Source organism: Sphingobacterium sp. JUb56 (genome assembly GCF_014191365.1).
GTDB classification, from domain to species: Bacteria; Bacteroidota; Bacteroidia; order Sphingobacteriales; family Sphingobacteriaceae; genus Sphingobacterium; species Sphingobacterium anhuiense.
Genome location: NZ_JACHWL010000002.1, coordinates 688,985 through 712,180 on the forward strand (window position 1 = coordinate 688,985; position 23,196 = coordinate 712,180).

The window sequence follows — 23,196 nt, forward strand, 5'->3', positions numbered from 1 at the left end:
AGACTACTTATCCAAACATCATCATAATGAAATAAATGCCTGATTATTGCATCACAATAAACAATAAAAGCAGATACCTGTGGGGATACCTGCTTTTATTAATCGGATTAAAATAAATTAATAACCTGAATTCTGTTTTAAAACTCCATAAGATAAATCAATTTGGCTTTGCGGAACTGGCATTAGATATAATCTATCATTCCAAACACGTTCTTGCGCCAAACCATTCGTTATATTATAAATATTTTTCATCACATCTGGAGCAGTTTTCCAACGACGGATATCATAAAAACGCAAACCTTCCAATACCAATTCAACAGCTCTTTCATTGCGGATCAATTGACGTAGCTTATCTTGACTCGCATATTCCGACCGATCTATTTTAGGCATGCCAACACGAACACGAAGCTGGTCTAAAGCATCAAAGATTGTTGCATCTGGTCCGGATTTTTCATTCTGTGCTTCAGCATAGTTAAGCAAAACTTCCGCATAACGGATCAAAATAAGATTAGCATAAGAATCTATTTGCTCCCGATTTGATTTTGGATCTACGAGTTTTCTAAAATTGTAGCCCGTCAAAGATTTATTCGGATCATTTCCTACAAACCATTTATACACATAACCTCCACTTTTAGTTAAAGAATTCCAAGGTGCAGTTTCAAACAATATAGAAGCATAAAAACGTGGATCACGGTTTTTAAACTCCTTCACAAAATCAGCTTTATCTGCTTTTGAGTAATTTGTGGCACGCACCTCAGCACTTACAGGAATAACAGGTTTTCCAGTTTTATAATCAACATATAGATTCACTAAATTTTGTGTTGGTGTTAACGAACTCCAACCTCCAACAGAAGGATCAAGCAATAAGGTATTAGTTATGTGAGATTGCGTTACTGCAATATACTGTCTGTCCAAGATTACTTCACTGTTACCTTCATTCTCAACGTGAAAAACTCCTTCATAACTTCGAAGCCCTAGTCTAAAATTATTTTCATCATCAGCATTCGCAAAATCTATGAACTGCGCATAATTATCTTTTTTATCTAAATCTGATTCAGCGTTTACTTTAAACAAAGAATAACCTAGTGCCATCACTTCCTGTGCAGTAAGGGCTGCTTTCTCCCAATTATTTTCCATCAGGTATAATCTCGATTGCAGAGCTAAAGCAGCACCTTTTGTTATCCTACCGCTTTCAGCGGCAGAATACGATATAGGAAGTACAGTGGCCACATCTTGCAATTCTTTAAACAAAAAATCAAGCACTTCCTTTTTCGATGTACGAGGGACATTTGACTCTTCTTTGGTCAACACTTTAGTCACCAAAGGGATATCCCCAAACTTTTGAACCATCGGAATGTAAAGAAAAGCACGCACAAAACGCGCTTCAGCTTTATAACGCTCTTTAAGCTTAACATCCATAACTGCCTTATCCACATTATCTAAAAAGAAATTACAGATACGAATAGGCTTATAATCCCACCCTGACTCAAGGGTTGAACTAACTGCACCAGACGAAACGTCTGTCACCCAACTTTCCCAAGGGTTTTTAGCATGCACCAGTTCACTTCCACCATCCTCATATGTTGCCTCCGACAGTTTGTTATAAACTGCATTAAGTGCCAGATTAACTTCGCTTTCATTATGCCAAAATTGGTCGTTAGGCACGTTATTAGCAGGTGTACGGTCTAAAAAATCTTTTGAACACGCTCCAAAAAGAAGGGTAGTAGCTAATAATGGATATAATATATGTTTTTTCATTGCTTTTCTGTTAAAAAATTAAAACTTCGCTGTCAAACCAAAAGAAATAGTCTTCAAACCTGGGTAACTTGCCCTACCCGACCCTGTTTCTGGATCAAAATCACCGAGACGTTTATCTGCCATAAAAGTAAAAGGATTGTTAGATGAGGCAAATAAGCGCAATTGCGACATCTTGATATTGCTCAGCATTTCTTTAGGAAAAGTATAACCTACCGTAATGGCACGAATTCGGAAATAATTCCCACTAAATAGCCAAAAGTCTGAAGTTTTATAATTATGCGGAGCATCGCCCGTTAATGTGATTCTTGGAAATGGCGCATCGGCATCATTGTTATCTTTCGTCCAACCATTGATCCAATTTTTCTTGATATTTGCGCCATTAAAGAAAGGCTGAACTGCCTCATTGTCCATATAAGTTTTTACTCCGCCTACACCGTAAGTCAACACATCGATATCGAAATTTTTATAAGCTGCTCTAAAATTAAAACCATAATTGAACCAAGGAACGTCATTACCTAAAATAGTACGGTCTAATGCATCGATTTTCTTATCACCATTCATATCGACATATTTGATATCACCTAATTTTGGAGTACCGCCCATTCCTTCGTAATTAAGGGCTTTAAGCTCGGCTTCATTAGTGAATAGACCATCCGTCTTGTAACCGTAAAAATCACCTACAGAACCACCTACACGATTAATATAATAGCCTTCCACGATCTCGTTAACATCACCTAGAGAAATAATCTTATTGTTGATCTTCGAAATATTACCCGATACCGAATATGTAAACTCTTCACCGATTTTACCGTTATAAGTCAATGCAATCTCGATCCCTTTATTTTGCGTAATCCCTTGATTATAATATGGCGTAAATTTTTTCTCATAGCCATAAGTAGACAAAGTTGCCGGTTGTAATAAAACATCCTCAGACTTCTTAACAAAATAATCGGCAACTAAATTAAGCTTTCCTCCTAAAAATGTCGCATCTATTCCTACATTTGACATCGTTACCTTTTCCCAAAGCGCAAGCCTGTTAGCCCCATATTGTTGTTCCAAGCCATCAACCGCGACGCCATTAAAACTGTAGGCTGAATAGCGATTCAAAAGCGTATAATAATTACCTATTGCAACAGCATCTTGATTGCCGAGTGTTCCGTAAGATCCTCTCAATTTTAATAAATCAATCCACTCCACATCCTGCATAAAAGATTCCTTGTTGATGTTCCAACCGGCAGAGAAAGACGGAAAAATTGCTCTTCGGACTTCCGGAGCAAAGCGAGATGAATAGTCCATTCTCATGTTTGCTTCGAACAGATACTTATCTTGGTACGAATAATTAAATCGACCAAAAAAAGAACGCAATGCCCACTCATCTTGTGTTGTACGATTGGCAAGACCTTTATCATCTTGACTAATTTCACCCGAACTACCATTTATAATTGTAGAGGCATCATTGTTAACAAAATTTTTTCTTCCTAAAAATGCCTCACGGTAAACATTTGACTCCTCAGAAGCCCCAACTGTTGCTTTACCATAATGATCACCAAATCGTCGCTCGTAATTAATTGTTCCTTGCAACAACAATTCCTGGCGCTTGCCCCAGAACTCTTTAAGCTCATTAATTGGCGTTGCTGTTGCATCCAAAGATTTTTTAGAAATAAAACCGATAATAGGATCAGTACGGTTTATAAAATCAAAAGAGTTCGTATTGATATACTTCAATGAAATGGCTCCGTCAATTGATAATCCCTTTAGTGGAGTCAGCGACGCATTTGCCGCCATTTGCAGATAGTTATCTCTATTATTACCTCTTCCACCTTCAGTGATCGCTCTCAATTGGTTATTTTTCGCAACATTTGCATTCTCAATACCATTCGACACAGAACCCCAGGCTCCATTAGATTGACGAATGGATGTAAAAGGAAGCGCCCTACCCATCTCAACCCAACTAATAGCACTGCCATTTCGATCGTAATCTTGTTTTAAAAATGAAACATTGGTATTAAAAGTCAGCAAATCCTTAATAACAGTCGTATTGGTATTCAATTTCATATTAATACGATCCTGTTTCCGGCCAGGTACTAGAGATTCTTGATCAAAATAGTTTAATCCCAAATAGTAATTCGTAATTTTTCCTGGAGCATTCACATTCAAACCAAAATCACGTTGGGGAGCTGAACCTCTTAAAACCTCTTTGTACCAATCGTTATTTGGATAAAGATCTGGATCCGTCTGATTTTTATATTTTTCTACAAGATCGGGAGTAAACGTTGCATCTTTACCTGCATTTAGCATCGCCCTATTATGTAGTTCTGCATATCCCACCGCATCTGCGAATTCAGGCAGATATGTAGCACTCTGAAAACCATAATTAGCATTAAACCCAACCACTGCGCGATCACCACCACCACGTTTAGTTGTCACCAAAATAACACCATTAGCAGCTCGAGAACCATACAATGATGCAGAAGCAGCATCTTTTAGAACGGACATACTATTGATATCACTCGGGCTTAAGGCAGAAAACTCAGCACTGGTTGCAGGAATTCCATCAATAATAAACATAGGTGAAGGTGAACCTAAATTAGTTCTACCACGAACAGTAATACCTCCTTTATTATCTTTCGAAGCCTCGCCTGGTCTGCTCAAGACAGTTACGCCAGGTGATATACCCTGTAAAGCATTCTGCAATGAAGTTACAGGTCTATCTGCCAATTGCTTAGGAGTAATTGTTGCTACAGATCCTGTTAAATTTGCTTTCTTTTGGGTACCAAAAGCTACAATAACAACTTCATCTAATGCCGTATTTGATGATGTTAATGAAATATTGAGATTACCGCCAGTGTAAACCACCTCCTTGGGTTCGTATCCTACAATATTAAAAACAAGTATCTTTCCTGTTTCTGCACTTAATTCAAATCCTCCAGTAACATTTGTTGCCGTTGCATTGCCGGTACCTTTCTCTGTAATAGTTACACCCGACAACTGATTTCCCTTGTCATCTGTAACATTACCCTTCACTTTAGTCTTTTGCGCAAAAGTTGCACTCATAACTAAAGATAAAGCACAAGAAAGTATGGTAGCTCTTCTTTTCATAGGTTAATATAATAATTGTAAATAATGATTCTAAAGTGTATTTAAGTCAATTGTTTACTATTTGTAAACACAATATTAAATCTATATTATCGAATAAAAAAGAGCAAAAATCGAACAATCGATTGCATATATTGCTTAGACAACTTTACAAAAAAAGCAATAAGTACTACATATAAATTGATTGATAATCAGTAAATAACTAGCTATCAAATGCTTTAGGATGAAATTAATATTCCAATAAGGAAAAACGAGCCCTATTTATTTAAAAAAGAATCTTTGTAACAATTAGAGGATTAAATGAATGGTATTGGGAAGGAGGTGGAAAAAATAAAAGACAAAAATAAACCCTTTAGCTTTTGACTAAAGGGTTACCAAGTAGCGGGAATCAGACTCGAACTGATGACCTTCGGGTTATGAGCCCGACGAGCTACCAACTGCTCCATCCCGCAATGTATTTTCAATGTCTTGGAGTCTGTGTCTTTCAACAGACTCTTTAGTAGCGGGAATCAGACTCGAACTGATGACCTTCGGGTTATGAGCCCGACGAGCTACCAACTGCTCCATCCCGCAATGTATTTTTAATGTCTTGGAGTCTGTGTCTTTCAACAGACTCTTTTAGTAGCGGGAATCAGACTCGAACTGATGACCTTCGGGTTATGAGCCCGACGAGCTACCAACTGCTCCATCCCGCAATGTATTTTCAATGTCTTGGAGTCTGTGTCTTTCAACAGACTCTTTTAGTAGCGGGAATCAGACTCGAACTGATGACCTTCGGGTTATGAGCCCGACGAGCTACCAACTGCTCCATCCCGCAATGTATTTTTAATGTCTTGGAGTCTGTGTCTTTCAACAGACTCTTTAGTAGCGGGAATCAGACTCGAACTGATGACCTTCGGGTTATGAGCCCGACGAGCTACCAACTGCTCCATCCCGCAATATATTTTTAGTTCAATCGTCCTTTTTGTGTTAAAAAGCAAGATATCTTTACCTCCGAATTGGAGCACAAAGATATATTTTGTTTCTTTGTAATCCTAATTAAATTAAAAAAAATGTCGCATAAAGCAGGATTCGTAAGCATCATCGGTAAACCTAATGCAGGTAAGTCTACGCTAATGAACGCTTTAGTGGGTGAAAAGATGTCTATCATCACTCCTAAAGCTCAAACAACAAGACACCGCATTATTGGAATAGTCAATGATGAGGAGCACCAAATTGTCTTTTCAGACACACCTGGTATCATCAAACCAAACTATTCGTTACAAGAATCAATGATGAATTTTGTCCAAGGATCGCTGATCGATGCGGACATTATTTTACTTGTTACAGATATCAATGAAAAATATGATGAAAATGATGTTATTGAGAAATTAAAAAAAACAAGTTCTCCAGTAGCTGTTCTTATCAATAAAATTGATAAGTCTAACGAAGCTGAAGTGATGGCTAAAGTAGAGTTCTGGAAAGAAACGATCAACCCAGAAGTTATTTTTGCGGTATCAGCACTTCTTAATCATAATATCACTGGAGTAATGGATTATATCAAGGAAAAACTTCCTGTACATGCTCCTTACTATGAAAAAGATGAATTAACAGACAAATCAATGCGTTTCTTTGTTTCGGAAATGATTCGCGAAAAAATATTCAAACTGTATGACAAGGAAATTCCTTACAGTACTGAAGTAGTTGTTACATCTTATAAAGAAGAACCGAAGATCACTCGTATCGCTGCAGAAATCATTGTGGAGCGTGATTCACAAAAGAATATCATCATCGGTACCGGTGGATCAATGATTAAAAAAGTCGGCACGTACGCTCGCCAGGATATTGAGGCATTTATTGACAAAAAAGTCTTTCTTGAGGTTTTCGTAAAAGTAATTCCAGATTGGAGAAGTAAGAAAAATTACTTAAAAAGATTTGGTTATGACGACTAATGCTAGAAAATAGTTTTAAGTATAAATGTTAACAAGCATACAAAAGCCCCAATAGTGATCAACTTATTGGGGCTTTTCTCTTAATAAAAAATGCAAGACAAACGCGCTTAATTTCGCTTAAAATGTGCTAAAAGTGCATGTAGCTGTTTTAAGTTCAACACTTTTCTCAACTCTTCTTCTGGAGCCTCTTTAATCTTCTTAACAGATTTAAAGGTAGTCAGTAATTTCTCTACCGTAGTCTTACCTATGCCAGGAATATCTTCGAGTTCAGATACAAAAGTTTTTCGGCTACGTTGATTTCTGTGAAAAGTAATTCCGAACCGATGGGCTTCATCCCGCAAGTGTTGAATGATTTTAAGAGTTTCCGATTTTTTATCCAAATAAAGAGGATATTGATCACCCGGATAATACAGTTCCTCCAGCCGCTTGGCAATACCAATTACTGTAACCTGCTTCTCTATCCCTAATAACCGCAAGCTTTTCAAAGCGGCCCCTAACTGTCCCTTACCCCCATCAATAATAATCAACTGAGGCAAGTCACCATCTTCTTCCAAAACCCGCTTATATCGCCTATATACAGCCTCCTCCATCGTGGCAAAATCATTTGGACCTACTACTGTTTTAACATTGAAGTGTCGGTAATCCTTTTTTGATGGCTTACCATCTTTAAAGACTACAATAGCAGAAACAGGATAGCTACCTTGAATATTAGAGTTATCAAAACATTCAATATGCTGAGGCAAGACATTTAACCGCAAATCTTTCTTCATCTGCGTTAAAATACGATCTACTCGTACATCTGGATTCAATTTCTCATAATGTAGCAATCGTTCTTTTTTAAAGAACGCTACATTCTTCAACGATAGATCCAATAATTTTCTCTTTTCACCTAGTTTTGGAACCGTAAATTTGATCTGATCATTTTCCTGAATATCCAGTTCAAATGGAACGATAATTTCTCGTGATAAGCTTTTAAACCGATCCCGGATCTCAGGAATCGCTAAAGCAAGAAGTTCTTGTTCAGTCTCATCCAGTCGCCGCTTCATTTCAACAGTCTGCGTTTGAATGATTACTCCGTTCATCACTTTTAAATAATTAACAAAAGCATAACTTTCATCCGATGCAATACTGAAAACATCAACATTCGTGATAGATGAATTAACAACCGTAGACTTACTCTGATACAAATCCAGTTTATCTAATTTCATCTTAAAGGAATGCGCCTTTTCGAAATTCATTTCCGATACTGCTGCAGACATCTGCTCTTTAATCCGATTCGTGACAACAGAAATTTTACCATTTAAAATATCTTTAATATCACTCAGATTCTGATCATAATCTTCTTCAGATTGATAACCTTCACATGGACCTTTACAATTGCCAATCTGATATTCAAGGCAAATTTTGAATTTACCCCTAGCAATATTCTCCTGAGTCAGTGCCAAATTACAGGTCCTTAGCGGAAACAGATCCCGGATTACGTCTAATACAATGTGCATCATCCCTACAGAGGCATAAGGACCATAATACCGAGAGCCATCTTTAATATATTTACGTGTCCAAAAAACTCGGGGAAAGCGTTCATTTTTAATGACAATCCAAGGATAAGTTTTATCATCTTTTAATAATACATTATACTTGGGCTTATGTTTCTTAATCAATGAATTTTCCAGCAACCATGCATCAATCTCCGTATCTACAATTGTAAAAGAAATACGGTTAATCTGACGAACTAATACACGCGTCTTACCGTTATGTTGCGTTTCATTCACAAAATAAGAACCAACCCGATTCCTTAGATCTTTAGCTTTACCGATATAAATCAGGACATCCTGTTTATCAAAATACTGATAAACCCCAGGCTTATGTGGAATTCTTTTAAGCTCCTCTTTATAATCAAACACGCTCATATATAACAAATAAGCCAGATAACAAATTTCGAAAAACTCAATTATCTGGCTTTATATCTTTATTTAATAAAATTTAAAAACCTAATCGATCATCATTTAAGTTTGATTCCGAACCCGTACTGTCTGCTCCGGAGCTTCCGCCTCCTCCCCAGTACTTAGAACAGTCGACTACTCGCGTTAGCCCACCTTCAGGAAGTTCAAAATCGCCCTTCGTATAATTGAGGTTTTTATCTGCATACACCTTCTGCATATAAAGTGCAAATACAGGCATTGCTGCTGCAGCTCCCTGTCCGTCTTGCATATTCGCAAAACTAATACTACGATCTTCAGCTCCGGTCCAGACACCCGACACCAGTTCAGGAGTGATCCCGATAAACCAAGCATCAGCATTATCATTGGTTGTACCCGTCTTTCCTCCGATTGGATTCGTCAAATGATATTTCCATTGAATTCGTCTTCCTGTACCTTTCGAGACAACAGATTTTAACATGTCTACAATAATATAAGCAGACTCACTGTTCAAAGCCTTAACAACTTTAGGAGCCTTCTCATAAATAGGAGTTCCATTCTTATCTTCGATCCTCAAGATCGCATTAGGTTCAATCCAAGTACCATGATTTACAAATGCCGAATAAGCACCAACCATATCAAATACAGAAGCTTCATATGCTCCAAGTGAAATGGATGGATAGTTCGGGACATCACTTGTAATACCCATACGTTTCGTCAATGCAGCAACCGCCTCCGGTGTAACTTGATTCACCAAATATGCAGTAGCATAATTCTGAGACAAGGCCAATGCATTAGCTAAAGTAATCGGATTCCCACCTTCAGCTGTACCCCTTGGTGTCCAATTTCCATAAGTCTGTTGATAATTTGGAATACTGTAACACGGAGAGTAGCCATTATCAACTGCGACAGCATAAGTAAATGGCTTAGCAGTTGAACCGACCTGTCTCGTCCCCATTTTTACTTGATCATACTTGAAATGCTCAAAATTAATTCCACCAACCCAAGCCTTGATATGTCCAGTTTTTGGTTCCATCGACATCATTGCATTACGTAACATCAACTTATTGTATTTGATAGAATCAATCGGAGCCATAACAGTATCCACAGAACCCTTCCAAGTGAAAATAGACATCGGAACTTTTACCTGAAATGCTTTCTTGATTTCATCTTCAGAAAGTCCATTCTCCTTCAAAACACGGTAGCGTTCAGAACGTCGCATACCTGTCGTCAGTAACTTGGCTTTATCTCCTTTAAAAGGATCCTTATTCTTCCATTGTACAGCAAACTTACCTTGTAAAGATTTCATCCATTCTTTCTGGGCATCTTCAGCATATTGCTGCATGGACATATTAATTGTTGTATAAATTTTCAACCCATCACGATCCAGATCATAAGGTGTACCATCCGATTTGGTAATCGATAATTTTGAAAATTCTTTCTTGATTTCTTCTTTTAATACAGCGCGAAAATAAGGAGCTAAACCTTCCCCATAATTAGCGATTTTCAATTGTAATCCCAATGGTTTAGCTTGTGCACTAGCCTCTTCCTCTGTAGAAATGAAATTTGCCTTATTCATATTGTCCAAGACTGTATTTCTGCGCGCTAATGCGTTTTTCGGATACCTGACAGGAGAATAAACGCCCGGACCTTTCAGCATACCCACTAATAAAGCGGCTTGATCTGCAGTAAGTTTATCAGGAGTTGTATTAAAATAAGTACGTGCGGCTGATTTAATACCATAGGTATTATATGCTCCAAAGTCCACTGTATTGAAATACATGGTGATAATCTCTTCTTTGGTATAATTACGCTCTAAACGAACAGCAGTTATCCATTCCTGAAACTTTTGAATGATACGCTTAGGAGCACTTTTAGCACGACCGTCTGAAAATAAATTAAGAGCTAATTGCTGCGTAATCGTACTCCCTCCTTGTTTATTTCCAGTTAAAGTGTGGAAAATAACCGTAAAAGTACGTTTGTAATCAATACCGGAGTGATCGTAAAAACGCTTATCCTCTGTTGAGATCAAGGCATGTATCAAGTAAGGTGACAACTCACTATACTTCACATTTGACCTATTTTGAATATAATAAGTACCTAAAACCTTATTATCTTCCGTTATAACTTCCGAAGCTAAATTACTCTTAGGATTTTCTAAATCACTAAAAGACGGTAACTTTCCAAATAACCCCAGGCGAACACTAAATATAAATAGAAACCCAAAAGCTATTATTCCAATAATAAATTTCCAGAAATTACGTGTGTACCGCTTAATATCTTCTGGTTGCAGTTGGTTTTTTTTTGATTCTCTCTTCATTGAACCTTATTCTTTCTCGATTTGATCATTATAAAATATGATGACATATGCCTCCGCTACAATATCAGATAATGTGCCAAAGATTATGTGCATGACAACAAAGATATTACAAATATTTTGAGGAATCTTCATTCGACACAACATCCGTTAAAAAAACACTGAAAAAGAATCAATTACTACAAAAAAGAAACGTTAAACCAATCGCACATTTCACTCTTTATAACCATTTTCTAAATAAAGCAGATCGCCTTTGATTGGTTCAAAAACAATACTTAAGGTATGATCCTAATTTTTCAATATCGGTAAAGCTTGGTATTTCAGAAATTTAGTTTAGATTTAAAAACAAATCAATTGTCTGTCATTCGTGATAGGCAAAAACATATAGATTATTAAAATAAATGATAAAGCTATAGGCCAGTAAATCGTTTAAAAGCCTATCTAAAAAATAAAAAACAGTAAAATATGCAAGTCAACACTTCAAAAAGTCTATTTTTCATTTTTTTAACCGTACTAATTGACGTCATTGGTTTAGGTATTATTATACCTGTAATGCCTAAATTAATTGAAGAATTGATTGGCGGCACATTAAGTGATGCATCGCGATATGGTGGTTTGCTCATGTTTTGTTATGCATTAACCCAATTCTTCTTTGCATCCGTGTTAGGTAATCTCAGTGACCGATTTGGTAGAAGACCCATCCTATTAATATCACTCTTAGGCTTTTCTATCAATTATTTACTCATGGGGTTAGCTCCAACCATCCTGTGGTTATTCATCGGTAGGTTTATAGCAGGTATTACAGGAGCCAGCTACACAGTAGCGGCTGCATTTATAGCAGATATCAGTTCGCACGAGAAAAAGGCTCAGAATTTCGGATTATTGGGAGCTGCATTTGGCTTAGGTTTTATTGTAGGTCCATTGTTAGGTGGGTTATTGGGACATTATGGTGCTAGAATACCTTTTTTCGCAGCAGCATTATTAAGTTTTTTAAATTTCTTATATGGTTATTTTTTCATTCCAGAATCATTAAAAAAAGAAAACAGAAGACCTTTCAGATGGAAAAATGCAAATCCGGTAGGTGCTTTCAAGCAACTTGCGAAATACCCGCATCTAAAACAATTATTTTTTTGCATCTTTCTGATAAACATCTCTTCTCATGCCGTACAAAGTACTTGGTCATATTACACCATGGAAAGATATCAATGGGATGAAAGAATGGTTGGTATCTCTTTGGGTTTTATAGGTATGTTGTTAGCTATAGTTCAAGCCGGATTGATTCGAATTATTATTCCAAAATTGGGATTAGAAAAAAGTATTTTAATTGGATCTGGACTCTACGTGATATCGATGCCCTTAATGGGGATGGCATACGCTCCATGGTTAATTTTCCTAGCCGTAATACCCTATGTATTTGCGGGAATCGCAGGCCCAGCTATCCAGAGCCTTGTATCCAACGAAACGCCATCGAATGAGCAGGGACAGATACAAGGTGGATTAACAAGTATTATTAGCTTAACAGCCATTATAGGCCCTCCCGTCATGAGCTGGTTGTTTGCTCACTTTACAGATAAAAAAGAAGCTCTCTATTTACCAGGAGCTCCTTTCTATCTAGGATTCGTACTTACAGCAATCAGTTTTATTGTTGCCTGCTTCTTTTTTAAAAAGAAACAGAAAGTTTAAGCTTTTTCGATCAAACAAACAGCATATGCTACTACCCCCTCTTGTCTTCCGACAAATCCCATGGATTCATTGGTCGTTGCTTTGATCGAAATATCATCAACATCCAAACCTGAGGCCTCCGATATTTTAGCCTTCATCTGTCCGATATACGGTTTAATTTTAGGAGCCTCCAGGCATAACATAGCATCAATGTTCCCTATGGTATACCCCTTATCTCCAATTAGCTTAACACAATGTTTCAGTAAAACAAGACTGCTAATACCTTTCCATTGCTCATCTGTATTTGGGAAATGATAACCAATATCCTCTAAATTTGCGGCTCCCAGGAGCGCATCACAAATGGCATGAGCCAAAACATCCGCATCCGAATGGCCAAATGCACCAGCATGATGATCCAATTCCACTCCACCTACTATAAATGGATGCCCCTCTTCTAATTGATGGACATCAAAGCCAAAACCAACTTTAATTTTCATAATAAAGCTAAGGTAACATTTTAAATTATCATCCTGCCATTAAATCAACGCAAGACCTATTTGTTAACTATCAGATTTTAATCTATTATAGAAGAAGCCCTCACTGATGATATATCACAAAAAAAGCGTCTAATTTCTTAGACGCTTTTTAAATAAGTTTAATTTCTACTTTAAACCGTTGTTTCTTCTTCTACAGGAGCAAATTGATCAAAAAGATCATTGAAAGCTTCATAATCTTCATCACCATTAGGTTCAAAGACCTGAATTCCTTTTTCTTTTGCATATGCTAAAATTTCTGGATTAACACCCTCCTCAGCTACAACCGCTACATCGGTGAAGTCCAAAGCACCTTTATAGATGTTGACATAACTACCGTCACCATAACTAGCAACATCATCTTTTGTCAATGCACCTTCAGGGGCAATTTCTCTGTATTTATCGCCTAAAGTTCCGGAGAACTCTTCGTTATACAACGAATACATCACTTTGGCACCTTTAAAAGTAGGATCATCTTTATATGTCGTCTTTAAATAAGCCGGCACTAATGCTGAAAACCAACCGTGGCAATGTACCACATCTGGTGACCAACCTAACTTCTTAACCGTTTCCAGTGCTCCTTTACAGAAGAACACAGAGCGCTCATTGTTATCATTAAAAAATTCTCCATTCTCGTCACGAAAAACTTTTTTCCGCTGAAAATAGTCTTCATTATCCAAGAAGTAAACCTGCATGCGTGCCGCAGGCAATGAAGCTACCTTAATGATTAGCGGATTGTCATTGTTATCCACCACAATGTTTAAGCCTGACAGACGAATTACCTCATGCAATCTATTTCTACGCTCATTAATATTACCAAAACGAGGCATAAGAATACGGATTTCAAATCCTTTCTCTTGCATAGCCTGCGGCAATTGACGCGTGATTTCAGAAATTTTAGTTAATTCGAGGAAAGGCGACATCTCGTGGGTTATAAACAATATCTTCGTTTTTGCCATCTCCAGTTTTTATTTATTTTATTTTTATTAGAACAGTAAAATCGGTCTACAAAGATACAAAAAATATCCCGACAATACAATTCCTTACAAATCATCGTTTTATATTCACAAATATATTCCCCACTTTTGCCCTGTATTAAAATTTCTAAAAGTGAGAATTTTCGAGACTAAAAAAGAGCTCCAAGATTACCTGGAAACAGCACGAATCAACAAACAAAAAATAGCTCTTATCCCAACAATGGGTGCACTGCATGAAGGACATATCTCTTTACTGAATTATGCAAAACCTTTATCAGATGTCACCGTTTGCAGTATTTTTGTCAACCCGACACAATTTAACGATCCAAAAGATTTAGAAAAGTATCCAAGACCCATCGAGCATGATATCGCATTGTTAAAAGCTGCTCATTGTGATGTCTTATTCTTACCTACCGTAGAAGAGATGTACCCTGATCCAAATGAAAAATGGCACATCGATCTAAACGGATTAGATGCAATATGGGAAGGGAAAATGAGACCGGGGCACTTTCAAGGTGTAACGCAAGTCATTTACAAATTATTCGCCTTGGTACAACCAGATATTGCATGCTTTGGTCAAAAAGACTTTCAACAGGTCATGGTTATTGAACATATGATTAAGGTAAAGCAATTACCGATCACCATTGCATTATGCCCAATCATCCGAGATGAAAATGGTCTTGCTTTAAGTTCAAGAAACATGCGCCTCTCATCAAATGGTAAAATACAAGCGTTAGCTTTGTCCAAAACACTTCTGTATATCAAAAATAACTTTGGAAAGATACCTTTACTTCAATTAAATAAACAGGCAACAGAACTATTGAACTCCAGCGAAGGTATTACTTTAGAATATCTCGCTATTTGCGAAACAACGACATTGAAAGAAATCAAAACAATTGAACAAGATAAACAATATGTAGCACTTGTCACTGCGCGGGTCGAAGATGTACGGCTTATTGATAACATGATTTTGAATTAAATGTCACATTATACTTATTAACTTTACATTTTTACAAGAAAAATCTAACTTTGCCACATGTTTATAGAGGTAATGAAATCTAAAATCCACCGTGTTCGGGTTACACAGGCCGAGCTTAATTACGTTGGTAGTATCACAATTGATGAGGATTTAATGGATGCAGCAAATATTATTGCAAACGAAAAAGTTCAAATCGTTAACAATAACAATGGCGCTCGTTTAGAAACATATGTTATTCCTGGAAAAAGAGCTTCCGGTACCATCTGCTTAAATGGCGCTGCAGCAAGATTAGTTCAAGTGGGTGATATTGTGATCATCATATCGTATGCACAAATGGAAATGGAGCAAGCTAAAAAGCATATTCCTAGCTTGGTTTTCCCAGATGACAACAATCAACTTATAAAATAATATTTAAATAATACACTTTCAATAGAAAGCTACGTTTATTTTCAATAATTTAGCACTCGTATTAAGCGGGTGCTTTTTTATTACCTACATGTCAAAGAATATACATATCAGAAAGATCTTAGCATCAATGCAATTGGCATTGATAAGCTTGATCATTATTTCTGGTGTTATTTTCATGCACAAAGAGGTAAAATCAAACGGAGAGATTGTCATGCACAATCACCCCTACGATTTTACAAACGATCAGCCCAGACCGCAAGAATCCGACGATCAGATTGATTTCCTCAATGTCGTCTACAATCAAAACTTTGTTCAAAGTGAATTTATCGTTTTTGAACAGCCCATTCGAACTGTCGTTCATATCTACAGTTATCAAGTCTACACACCAGTTGTCGCCAATCGTGTCGTCGATCACGCTTTCTTAAGGGGTCCCCCAGATTTTGCTTAAAATAAAATTAGTTATTGCATTCATCCTTATTATCAAGACGAATGCTATTCGCCGTGCGATAGCAAATCGCATGGCGTCGTGCTGTAATTTATTAATTATTTCAAGTAAATAATGTAACCCTAGTGGGCATAGTTGGTATGAAATTATACATGGAGCAGGCATTCGCCTTGCTTCGTACTGATATTTTACACCTCCCATGATAGGTTCATTACAATTAAAAGGACAAATACACTCCAATGAGAAATATCAATTTACTGATCATCATGATGATGATCAGTATGCATACATATGCGCAACATACATTAAAGGGTAAAATCAGTAACAATGACGGCAAAGGTATAGTTGGAGCAACTATCAACATCGAAAATGGTCTTCACTCGACCATTTCTGATACCGCAGGCTATTTTGAATTTCAAAAACTAACTAAACAAAAACAAAATATACAGATAACCGCTGTTGGCTATCAAACCCTCAAACAGCTGATATTGCTAACAGATTCCACCGTACACTTCAAATTAAACACAGACAACCTGCATTTGAATGAAGTCGTTGTAAGCGCAACCCGCTATGGTGTCAGTAAAAAGGAAGCACCAGTTATTGTGCAGGTATTAGGCCCTAAACTTTTTCAGGCTACACAATCTGTAGCTATGTCCGAAACACTAAACTATCAACCAGGAGTTAGGGTAGAGAACAACTGTCAAAATTGCGGTTTTTCACAGGTTCGTCTTAATGGTTTAGAAGGCGCCTATTCACAGATCTTGATCAACAGTAGATCCGTGTTCAGCGCACTAAACAGTGTATATGGTTTAGACCAACTTCCAACCAGTATGATCGACCGCATCGAAGTCGTTCGAAGTGGAGGTTCTGCTTTATTTGGAGCAAATGCAATTGCAGGCACAATTAATATTATTACTAAAGATCCTGTCGAAAATGATTGGCAGATTAAATCTACCAACTCATTAATCGGCGGTAGCAGTTGGGATAATACGGTAGACTTCAACACCTCCTACGTAGATGAAGACCTTAAAACAGGTGTTACCTTTTATGGTATGCACCGGAATCGTCAACCATTTGATAAAAATAAGGACGGATTTTCGGAGATAACAGAACTTAACAATACCACATTCGGAACAAAAGCATTTTTCAAACCTTCCGAGGTCAATAAAATAACAGTAGATTTCAGTACCATACAGGAATTTAGAAGAGGAGGAGACCAATTTAACAAATCACCCCATTTTACAGCCATCACAGAACAACTGGAAACCAATTCATTGATTGGTGGTATCACTTACGATCATTATTTAGCAGACTATAAACAAAAAATCTCCGTGTATGCTTCCGGCCAAAAAACAAAACGTAAAAGTTTTTACGGGGGACTGGGCGAAGCGCCCACTGCAACAGATAGTTTAAGAGCCGCAAATTCTTATGGAGACACAGATGATTTGTCTTTTGTTACTGGAACACAATACACAAACAATTTTGAGGATGATGTCTTTACCAGTGGTATAGAGTTCAACTACAACAAAACCAATGATCAGATTCCCGGATATCAACGTATCATCGATCAAAAAACAAAAGGAATAGGAACTTATGCCCAATACGAATGGAAACCAATTTCCTCTTTCAAAGCATTAATAGGAATGCGATACGACTACATCTTCGTTGACGGAAATTATCAGCTTCAACAAGTGGAACGCAGCAGTCAGAAGAATTTTGGATCTTGGAATCCACGATTAACCATCTTATACGATATCAATAGCAATATTCAATTTCGTGGTGGTTATGCGCGCGGGTTCCGTGCCCCACAAGCCTTCAATGAAGATATGCATGTGACTTCAATCGGAGGAAAACAAGTTTTTGTATTAATTGGAGAAGACCTTAAAACCGAATATTCAAATGCTTACACAGGATCGCTCAATTTCAGCAGAAATTTTGGCAATACGCAAACAAGCCTTTTAGTGGAAGGCTTCTATACACAGTTAAATAATCCATTTACGACAGTCTTGAAATCAGAATCCAATGACATCATGATTGAAGAAATGCGAAACGGTACAGATGCATATGTATACGGAACAAACCTAGAACTTAATGTTGCCCCTTCAAGTATATTTAGTCTACAAGCTGGTGGTACGATACAACGCTCGCGATACCAATCGGCTCAACTGATAGCTGAAGCTAAAACAGGTCAAGAAGCCATTTTGTCCCAAGATTTCTTACGTACGCCAAATGTCTATGGGTACTTAAATGCCAATTGGAAAGCAACTAAGAAATTCGCAGTTGACCTAACAGGAGTTTACACCGGAAAAATGAAGATCTCGCATATACAACAAGAAATCATGAGCCTCAAAAACACAAGGGATTTTATGGAACTGAATGCACGGTTAGGATACACTTTTGCTGTTCACAAAGATTTTAACCTTGAATTATTTGCAGGTGTACAAAATATGTTCAACGCATTCCAAAAAGATTTCGATAAAGGCGCTAATCGAGATTCAAACTACATTTACGGTCCGACAAAACCACGTACAATAACCTTTGGAGTAAAAATTGGCCATTTTCACTAATCCCATTTATTAAAGAAAGATGAAGCATTTGCATAAATTTGTTTTATTAATAACGATTATCCTTTATCCGCTCAGCCATTATGGTCAAGAGCGGATAATTTACACCTCTTTTCAACAATTAGACTCTCTACTAAGCATAGCACCAAAAGAAACAATCATCTTCATTCATACGGATTGGTGCAGCTACTGCAGAAAAATGAAAAGAGAAGTCTTTTCAAAAAAAGAAATCTATGACCGCTTAAACAAAGATTATTATCTAGTTGAATTTGATGCGGAGACGGTTGAGGACATCACTTTCGATCAGCAAGTATGGAAATCAAAAACTCCCCAAAAAAATACCGGACAATATCATCCCTTAGCCTTACTCTTGTTAACCAACCAAAAGATGGTTTTCCCGAGTCTCCTGCGTTATGATCAAACATTTAAATTAAAAAGTATTAAGCAAAAATATCTAAGCCCAAAAGAGTTAGCGAATTTTTTAAGATAATTTAACATCTCGCTGTAGCGAAACCGAAAAACATAACGTTTTAGTGGTAATATAAGATACAATTTAAAAAATTATGAAAAAATTTACGAAATTTTTAATGGCATTTTTATGCATGGGGATAGTTTTTGCTTCCTGTAACAAAAATGATTTTGATTATGAGAAAGCTGAAAGAGAGCAAATTGAAAAAGCAAGATTAGAAAAAGTACGCAGAGATTCATTAAAAAGAATACAAGCTCCTTTATTAGAGCAATATGCAAAAACCAAATGGGGAGATAATGCTAAATACTCTGATTCAACTGGAATCTGGTATAAAGTAGATTTAGCGGCTGGAAATGAAACTCCTTACGTATATAAAGGAACTGTTAACGGTTACGGACAAGCTGGACTAGCTTCTTGGGCTGCAACCTTAAATTTTAAAGGTGAATTAATGGATGGTACAGTTTTTGATCAAAATAGTGAAGGAATTCCTGCAGTCTATACAGATATTACTAAAGCAATTAATATCTATAAACAAGCATGGGTTCAAGCATTTATACCTACCATTGTGAATATCCAAGGGAAAGATATCAGATTCGAAGGATTACTACCAAAAGGGCTGCAGAAAAATGATAAAATCAGTTTTATTTCACCATCTTACTTTACTTTTGATCAAGAAGAGTATAAAACCGGAAGTACAAAGGTCACTGTTCCTAAAAACACTCCAGTAGTTTACACAATCGAATTAAAAACTATTGGCAATACTGGTTCGTAATTAATACAAATCAATAATAGCATAGAAAAAGGTCCTTTACATCGTGATGTAAAGGACCTTTTTACAATATAACTTCTTTGAGTAAAATTATTGTCACCAATAAAAAGACAAAACTCTGCAAAATAAAAAGTTCTACTACACTTTACTTCCTTTAAAATTCTTTTGTACCTTGTAGCACATCTAAACAATTGAACGTTTTAACCGGTATAATAACAGTAATAAGTAAAGAAATTTATGAAAAATTTTACAAAAATCTTTTTTGGAATGTTGGCAATGATTATTGCTTTGGCATCTTGTAGTAAATCAGACGACTTTTCAAAATTAGCGGAAGAACAAAGAATTAAAGATTCTATCGAAAATGCGAGAATCCAAAATTTACTAAAAGAACAGGCTCCTCAGTTGAAATCATTTGCTATCAAAAACTTCACGAATCCCAAATTAGATACAGCAACAGGTATCTGGTATGATCTGATTGCTGAAGGTGATGATGCTTCATACGCTTATCAAATCAGTTCCGGTGGATACCTGATGTATCCTACAGCAGTAGTAAATTACAAAGTTAATTTACTGAACGGCGCAGATAAAGGAACTCTTGTTGATGAATCTAAAGAGGGTAGCCCAGCAACATTTACGATAAATAGAGACCGTATTATCTTATTCTGGCAGTTCGCTTTTTTTCCAAAAAAATTATCTTTTCAAGGGAAGGAAGTAAATATCGGTGGATTAACTGTAAAAGGACTTAAAAAAGGAAGTAAAATAAAAGCTGTAGCACCATCTCCATTCGGTTATGATCAAGTTGCAAAAGATAAAGTTCCAGCAAACTCTCCACTATATTCTGAAATTGAAGTTGTTTCAATTAGCAATTAAATGGCGTTTGGGAGATTTATTTCTTCTAAAATTTTAAACGAATACACGATGCAGGATCTTTACTTACGTAAAGATCCTGTTTGTTTTTAATTCACTATCAAAAACTAAAATAAAAAAACAATAGTATCAAAAAGTAGTCTAAAAAACTTCTTATCTTGCTCTTCATATCAGTATACCATTCAAAACAAAGACGCAAAAATGAAAATAGCTTTAGCCCAGTTAAATTATCATATCGGCAACTTCAGTTCCAACACAGCAAAAATTATTACTGCTATTGAAAATGCAAGAGCACAGCAAGCTGAAATTATTGTTTTTTCTGAATTAGCAATTGGCGGCTACCCAGCAAAGGATCTTTTGCAAAATACAACATTCTTAAAACAGTGTAACGAATCTATTACTACCATTGCATCACATTGCCAAGATATTTTATGCATTATCGGAGCGCCTATCCCCAATACAGATCCAGAAGGTAAAGCGCTATACAATGCTGCAGTTTGTTTAGAAAATGGAAAGATTACACACATTAGTAAAAAAGGACTACTTCCTAACTATGACGTTTTTGACGAATATCGTTACTTTGAACCTAGCAGAAAATTCGCATGTCTCACCTATAAAAAAACAAAAATAGCATTGACCATTTGTGAAGATTTGTGGGATGACGATCAAGGAAATAATTCCTATGTTGGTGACCCCATGAGCGAATTACTTCAAGAAAACCCAGATTTGCTGATCAATATTGCAGCTTCGCCTTTTTCTTATGTCCATTATCAAGATCGTGTTGCTGTTTTGAAAGCACAAGTGGCAAAAGCAAAACGTCCGCTCATCTATGTCAACCAAGTTGGCGCACATATGGATATAATTTTTGACGGAAGATCATTGGCTATTGATGAAAATGGAGCAATTTGCTGTGAATTAAAAAAATTCGAAGAAGATTTACAGATTATAGAATATAGAGATCAAACCATAAAAGCGACAACAGCATTTACGGTACCCCAAGATCAGCAAATAGCACTGATTCACGATGCCCTGCTATTAGGTTTACGTGATTATTTTCACAAATCTGGTTTCAAAAAAGCAGTCTTAGGCCTTTCCGGTGGATTAGATTCAGCACTAGTTGCCGCATTAGCCTGTGAAGCATTAGGTTCAGAAAATGTACTTGCAATATTGCTTCCTTCTATTTATTCATCCGACCATTCCATTCAAGACGCATTAGATCTCGTAAAAAACACCAATTGCGTACATCATATCATTCCAATAAAAGATATTACACAGGCCTACGAAACAACATTAGCTCCCTTTTTTGAAGGGCAACAAGCGGGTGTTGCCGAAGAAAATATCCAGGCACGTACCAGAGGTACGTTATTAATGGCAATTTCCAACAAATTTGGTCATATCGTTTTAAATACTTCAAATAAAAGTGAAGCAGCGGTAGGTTATGGCACCTTATATGGAGATATGGCAGGATCGATTTCAGTAATAGGAGACGTATATAAATCAAAGGCCTATGATCTCGCCCAATACATTAACCGAAATAAGGAAATTATCCCATCTAATACAATTGAAAAAGCACCTTCTGCAGAATTAAGACCCGATCAAAAGGATTCAGATTCCTTACCACCATATGATTTATTGGATGAAATATTATTCCTATATATCGAAAAACAAAAATCAAAAGAGGAAATTTTAGCTCAAGGTTATGATCTTAATATTGTTGAAAAAATTATAAAACTAGTTAATAATGCCGAATTTAAAAGATTTCAGGCTCCTCCAATACTGCGCATTAGTCCAAAAGCTTTTGGTCCAGGCCGTTCGATGCCATTAGTTGCCTTTTATCAATAATTTTTTTTACTGATATAATTAAACTTTTAACATTTACATTTGTCTAACACTAAGAAAATAATATAAATCCTATTGGTCATGAAAAAAATAATTTATTTCCTATTTGCAAGTCTAATTCTTGCATCTTGTGCCTCATATCAATATAATACGATGCGCGACGAAAAAGTAGATTTTTCGCAATATCGTACTTATGGCTGGTTGCCACCTGTCGATTCATTATCAAAATCATATTTTGATAATGATATTGCAAGAACAAATATATTAGACGCGAGCAACAGTGAATTACAAGCAAGGGGCTTATCTTACAGTAAGGATAATCCAGATTTGTTATTTCGTTATATAACAATTGTCAATAACAAAAGTCGTTTAGTATATGGATCCTCATATGCTTATGGAGGTCCATGGGGTTGGTACAGACCGTGGTTTTCTCCTTATTATGGTTATTATTCAACATATCCTGTAGCCAAAGAACGTTACCGCTACGCGCACTTAATCATAGAAGCTGTAGATCGTAAAACAAATAAAGTTGTTTGGCAAGCACGTGGATCTGGCGAAGTTAATAGTCCAGAAAAAGCGGCAACTAATGTTGCGAAGGTTGTTAAAGGAGTATTTAAACAATATCCTCTAACCCTAAAAAAATAACACTGTAATCGTGATCAA

General features: G+C 36.5%; 17 protein-coding genes and 5 tRNA genes. 11 read left to right on the plus strand and 11 right to left on the minus strand.

What is annotated here, in order from left to right; translation table 11 throughout:
• Nucleotides 1–117: 117 nt before the first annotated feature.
• The 7 genes from FHR29_RS22460 to FHR29_RS22490 form a co-directional block, all read right to left on the minus strand.
• Nucleotides 118–1,758, minus strand: coding sequence for a RagB/SusD family nutrient uptake outer membrane protein (locus tag FHR29_RS22460; RefSeq protein ID WP_183917334.1), 1,641 nt, complete (start codon nt 1,756–1,758; stop codon nt 118–120).
• A gap of 18 nt (nt 1,759–1,776) precedes the next feature.
• Entirely contained in the window at nt 1,777–4,857 is a 3,081-nt protein-coding gene (locus tag FHR29_RS22465) for a TonB-dependent receptor (RefSeq protein ID WP_183917336.1), read from the minus strand.
• 376 nt (nt 4,858–5,233) lie between these two features.
• Nucleotides 5,234–5,306, minus strand: a tRNA-Met gene (locus tag FHR29_RS22470).
• Between the two features lie 48 nt (nt 5,307–5,354).
• Nucleotides 5,355–5,427 (minus strand) — tRNA-Met (locus FHR29_RS22475).
• 49 nt (nt 5,428–5,476) lie between these two features.
• Nucleotides 5,477–5,549: transfer RNA gene (locus FHR29_RS22480), tRNA-Met, on the minus strand.
• Nucleotides 5,550–5,598: 49 nt separating this feature from the next.
• Nucleotides 5,599–5,671 (minus strand) — tRNA-Met (locus FHR29_RS22485).
• Nucleotides 5,672–5,719: 48 nt separating this feature from the next.
• Nucleotides 5,720–5,792, minus strand: a tRNA-Met gene (locus tag FHR29_RS22490).
• 114 nt (nt 5,793–5,906) lie between these two features.
• Here FHR29_RS22490 and era point away from each other — a divergent pair.
• Complete coding sequence (gene era, locus FHR29_RS22495; protein WP_132769161.1) at nt 5,907–6,785, plus strand: GTPase Era; 879 nt, start codon at nt 5,907–5,909, stop codon at nt 6,783–6,785.
• A 107-nt stretch (nt 6,786–6,892) separates the two neighbouring features.
• Here the strand turns inward: era and uvrC are convergent, their stop codons facing one another.
• Together uvrC and FHR29_RS22505 are read right to left on the minus strand one after the other, a co-directional pair.
• Complete coding sequence (uvrC, locus tag FHR29_RS22500; RefSeq protein ID WP_183917339.1) at nt 6,893–8,695, minus strand: excinuclease ABC subunit UvrC; 1,803 nt, start codon at nt 8,693–8,695, stop codon at nt 6,893–6,895.
• A gap of 73 nt (nt 8,696–8,768) precedes the next feature.
• On the minus strand, nt 8,769–11,024 hold the full coding sequence (locus tag FHR29_RS22505; RefSeq protein WP_183917341.1) for a transglycosylase domain-containing protein: 2,256 nt from the start codon (nt 11,022–11,024) through the stop codon (nt 8,769–8,771).
• A gap of 462 nt (nt 11,025–11,486) precedes the next feature.
• Here FHR29_RS22505 and FHR29_RS22510 point away from each other — a divergent pair, with 462 nt between their 5' ends.
• The gene (locus FHR29_RS22510) at nt 11,487–12,704 is read left to right on the plus strand and encodes a TCR/Tet family MFS transporter (RefSeq protein WP_132769166.1); all 1,218 of its coding nucleotides are present in this window, start codon (nt 11,487–11,489) and stop codon (nt 12,702–12,704) included.
• On the opposite strand, the gene ispF is transcribed toward FHR29_RS22510, so the two are convergent.
• Both ispF and FHR29_RS22520 read right to left on the minus strand, forming a co-directional pair.
• Nucleotides 12,701–13,180 (minus strand): 2-C-methyl-D-erythritol 2,4-cyclodiphosphate synthase, encoded by a 480-nt coding sequence (gene ispF / locus FHR29_RS22515; protein WP_183917343.1) that lies wholly within the window; start codon nt 13,178–13,180, stop codon nt 12,701–12,703. The genes FHR29_RS22510 and ispF overlap by 4 nt on opposite strands.
• A 170-nt stretch (nt 13,181–13,350) precedes the next feature.
• The gene (locus FHR29_RS22520; protein ID WP_031288421.1) at nt 13,351–14,175 is read right to left on the minus strand and encodes a glycogen/starch synthase; all 825 of its coding nucleotides are present in this window, start codon (nt 14,173–14,175) and stop codon (nt 13,351–13,353) included.
• 151 nt (nt 14,176–14,326) lie between these two features.
• Here FHR29_RS22520 and panC point away from each other — a divergent pair, with 151 nt between their 5' ends.
• The 9 genes from panC to FHR29_RS22565 all read left to right on the plus strand — a co-directional run bounded on the left by panC (nt 14,327) and on the right by FHR29_RS22565 (nt 23,178).
• Nucleotides 14,327–15,172 (plus strand): pantoate--beta-alanine ligase, encoded by an 846-nt coding sequence (gene panC, locus FHR29_RS22525; protein WP_183917345.1) that lies wholly within the window; start codon nt 14,327–14,329, stop codon nt 15,170–15,172.
• Between the two features lie 57 nt (nt 15,173–15,229).
• Nucleotides 15,230–15,580 (plus strand): aspartate 1-decarboxylase, encoded by a 351-nt coding sequence (gene panD, locus FHR29_RS22530; protein ID WP_031288422.1) that lies wholly within the window; start codon nt 15,230–15,232, stop codon nt 15,578–15,580.
• Nucleotides 15,581–15,668: 88 nt separating this feature from the next.
• Nucleotides 15,669–16,028: a hypothetical protein gene (locus FHR29_RS22535; protein ID WP_260292636.1), complete on the plus strand. Its 360-nt coding sequence runs from the start codon at nt 15,669–15,671 to the stop codon at nt 16,026–16,028.
• A 236-nt stretch (nt 16,029–16,264) separates the two neighbouring features.
• Entirely contained in the window at nt 16,265–18,592 is a 2,328-nt protein-coding gene (locus FHR29_RS22540; protein WP_183917347.1) for a TonB-dependent receptor domain-containing protein, read from the plus strand.
• Nucleotides 18,593–18,611: 19 nt separating this feature from the next.
• On the plus strand, nt 18,612–19,079 hold the full coding sequence (locus FHR29_RS22545; RefSeq protein ID WP_183917350.1) for a thioredoxin family protein: 468 nt from the start codon (nt 18,612–18,614) through the stop codon (nt 19,077–19,079).
• A gap of 73 nt (nt 19,080–19,152) precedes the next feature.
• A complete protein-coding gene (locus FHR29_RS22550; protein WP_183917352.1) occupies nt 19,153–19,830 on the plus strand; it encodes a hypothetical protein in 678 nt (225 codons plus the stop codon).
• Between the two features lie 234 nt (nt 19,831–20,064).
• A complete protein-coding gene (locus tag FHR29_RS22555; protein WP_132769174.1) occupies nt 20,065–20,697 on the plus strand; it encodes an FKBP-type peptidyl-prolyl cis-trans isomerase in 633 nt (210 codons plus the stop codon).
• Nucleotides 20,698–20,895: 198 nt separating this feature from the next.
• Complete coding sequence (locus FHR29_RS22560) at nt 20,896–22,536, plus strand: NAD+ synthase (protein ID WP_183917354.1); 1,641 nt, start codon at nt 20,896–20,898, stop codon at nt 22,534–22,536.
• Nucleotides 22,537–22,614: 78 nt separating this feature from the next.
• Entirely contained in the window at nt 22,615–23,178 is a 564-nt protein-coding gene (locus FHR29_RS22565) for a DUF4136 domain-containing protein (RefSeq protein WP_021190250.1), read from the plus strand.
• The last annotated feature ends 18 nt before the right edge of the window (nt 23,179–23,196 follow it).

Bases quoted from the DNA above. Each gene is read 5' to 3' on its own strand.
- FHR29_RS22565 (WP_021190250.1), top strand. From the start codon at position 22,615: ATGAAAAAAATAATTTATTTCCTATTTGCAAGTCTAATTCTTGCATCT.
- FHR29_RS22560 (WP_183917354.1), top strand. From the start codon at position 20,896: ATGAAAATAGCTTTAGCCCAGTTAAATTATCATATCGGCAACTTCAGT.
- ispF (WP_183917343.1), bottom strand. From the start codon at position 13,180: ATGAAAATTAAAGTTGGTTTTGGCTTTGATGTCCATCAATTAGAAGAG.
- FHR29_RS22465 (WP_183917336.1), bottom strand. From the start codon at position 4,857: ATGAAAAGAAGAGCTACCATACTTTCTTGTGCTTTATCTTTAGTTATG.
- FHR29_RS22550 (WP_183917352.1), top strand. From the start codon at position 19,153: ATGAAAAAATTTACGAAATTTTTAATGGCATTTTTATGCATGGGGATA.
- FHR29_RS22540 (WP_183917347.1), top strand. From the start codon at position 16,265: ATGAGAAATATCAATTTACTGATCATCATGATGATGATCAGTATGCAT.
- FHR29_RS22555 (WP_132769174.1), top strand. From the start codon at position 20,065: ATGAAAAATTTTACAAAAATCTTTTTTGGAATGTTGGCAATGATTATT.
- FHR29_RS22460 (WP_183917334.1), bottom strand. From the start codon at position 1,758: ATGAAAAAACATATATTATATCCATTATTAGCTACTACCCTTCTTTTT.
- era (WP_132769161.1), top strand. From the start codon at position 5,907: ATGTCGCATAAAGCAGGATTCGTAAGCATCATCGGTAAACCTAATGCA.
- FHR29_RS22505 (WP_183917341.1), bottom strand. From the start codon at position 11,024: ATGAAGAGAGAATCAAAAAAAAACCAACTGCAACCAGAAGATATTAAG.
- uvrC (WP_183917339.1), bottom strand. From the start codon at position 8,695: ATGAGCGTGTTTGATTATAAAGAGGAGCTTAAAAGAATTCCACATAAG.
- FHR29_RS22535 (WP_260292636.1), top strand. From the start codon at position 15,669: ATGTCAAAGAATATACATATCAGAAAGATCTTAGCATCAATGCAATTG.
- FHR29_RS22510 (WP_132769166.1), top strand. From the start codon at position 11,487: ATGCAAGTCAACACTTCAAAAAGTCTATTTTTCATTTTTTTAACCGTA.
- FHR29_RS22520 (WP_031288421.1), bottom strand. From the start codon at position 14,175: ATGGCAAAAACGAAGATATTGTTTATAACCCACGAGATGTCGCCTTTC.
- panD (WP_031288422.1), top strand. From the start codon at position 15,230: ATGTTTATAGAGGTAATGAAATCTAAAATCCACCGTGTTCGGGTTACA.
- FHR29_RS22545 (WP_183917350.1), top strand. From the start codon at position 18,612: ATGAAGCATTTGCATAAATTTGTTTTATTAATAACGATTATCCTTTAT.